Origin of the sequence: Micromonospora sp. ATCC 39149 (assembly GCF_000158815.1) — a bacterium.
Taxonomy (GTDB): domain Bacteria; phylum Actinomycetota; class Actinomycetes; order Mycobacteriales; family Micromonosporaceae; genus Micromonospora.
The window spans coordinates 327614-328887 of sequence record NZ_GG657738.1 but is presented as its reverse complement, the minus strand read 5'-3'; the positions used below and the strand labels follow the sequence as shown (position 1 = coordinate 328887).

General features: G+C 75.7%; 1 protein-coding gene and 1 pseudogene. Both read left to right on the top strand.

Annotation, left to right across the window (positions count from 1 at the left end):
• Window positions 1–1135: pseudogene (locus MCAG_RS01425) on the top strand (ABC transporter permease); the annotation flags it as partial.
• An 8-nt stretch (window positions 1136–1143) separates the two neighbouring features.
• The coding region (locus MCAG_RS33210) for an ATP-binding cassette domain-containing protein (protein ID WP_369751348.1) at window positions 1144–1274 on the top strand (131 nt) is incomplete at its 3' end.

Genomic DNA, 1274 nt, shown 5'->3' with positions numbered 1-1274 from the left:
GTCGCCGCGCTGCGCCGGGCCGACCCCGGGCAGGAGGAGGTAACAAAAATCGCTGGGCCGGGGCCCGTGGGCGTCCCTGGTCGGGGTGACACTGCGCCAGATCCGGCCCGCCGTGGCCGCCGGCGCGCTGCTGGTCGCCCTGTACGTCCTGTCCGAATTCGGCGCGGTGTCGATCGTGCGGGTGGACACCTTCACCCGGGCCATCTTCACCGCGTTCAACCTGGGCTTCGACCGCACCGGGGCGCTGGTGCTCTCCACCGTGCTGGTTCTGCTCACCGTGCTGCTGATCGGCGCGGAGCTGGGCACCCGCACCCGCGACGCCCGCTACGCCAGCACCGCCGTGCGTCCGCCCGTGCGGCTGGCGCTTCGCCGCCTGCGGTGGCCGGCCCTGTCCGTCCTGCTCGCGGTCGACGCGTTGGCCCTCGGCGTGCCGGCGTTCGGGCTGGCCCGCTGGCTCGGCGCGGGGGTGTCCCGCCCCGGCTCCCTCGCCGAGGTCGCCGCCGCCGCCGGCGGGTCGCTGTCGGTGTCACTGGCGGGCGCGGCGTTCACCATGCTGCTCGCCCTGCCGCTGGGGCTGCTCGCCGCCCGGGCGCCCGGCCCGGTGACCACCGTGCTGGAGCGGCTCACCTACGTCGCGCACGCCCTGCCCGGCGTGGTGATCGGGTTGTCGCTGGTGTTCTTCTCCGTCAACGTGGCGTACCCGCTCTACCAGAGCAGGTGGCTGCTGGCGCTGGCGTACGCGACGCTGTTCCTGCCGCTGGCCGTCGGGGCGGTGGCGTCCGCCGCCGCGCAGAGCCCGCCCGCCGTGGAGGAGGCCGCGCGGTCGCTGGGCCGGGGCCCGTTCGCCGTGTTCCGCACGGTCACCCTGCCGCTGACCCTGCCCGGGATCGGCGCCGGGGCGGCCCTGACGTTCCTCACCTGCATGAAGGAACTGCCCGCCACGCTGCTGCTGCGCCCGACCGGAATGGACACCCTGGCCACCGAGCTGTGGACGCACACCTCGACCGCCGCGTACGCCGCCGCCGCGCCGTACGCGGCGCTGCTCGTCGCGCTCGCCGCCGTGCCGACCTGGCTGCTCGCGGCGCGCACCGGACTGACCGACGCCGGCCCGACCGCCCCCGGAGGCACCCGATGACCGAGACGATGCTGGCCGTTGCCGGGCTGACCAAGTCGTACCAGACGGTGTCCGCCCTGGCCGGCGTCGACCTCGACGTGCGGCGGGGCGCGCTACTGGCCGTGCTGGGCCCGTCCGGCTGCGGCAAGACCACCCCTGC